Here is a 230-nt window from a genome sequence, read left to right as displayed (position 1 = left end):
TCTTGCGCAGATAGGCATAGGCGTCGGCATACTCGAAGCGGATGCCGCGCTCCCTCGCGCCGAGGTACATCAGCACCGCATGCTCGCCGTGGAACGAGGTGTTCATGTACCCCCGCTCGCGCGCGGTCTCGAGCTCGGAGCGCATCGTCGCCGCGCCCAGATCGGGCGCGACGAGTTCCAGCAGCGTCAGCTGGTTGCGCGCGGTATCCCAGTCCGGCACCGGGCTGTAG

General features: G+C 67.8%; 1 pseudogene. It reads right to left on the bottom strand.

Features of this window, described 5'->3' with window-relative positions:
• Nucleotides 1-230 (bottom strand): annotated as a pseudogene (locus AC0CH3_RS18080) (glycoside hydrolase family 92 protein); the annotation flags it as partial.

Source organism: Sphingomonas sp. AC449 (genome assembly GCF_979253475.1).
This window is presented reverse-complemented; position numbering and strand designations above follow the sequence as displayed.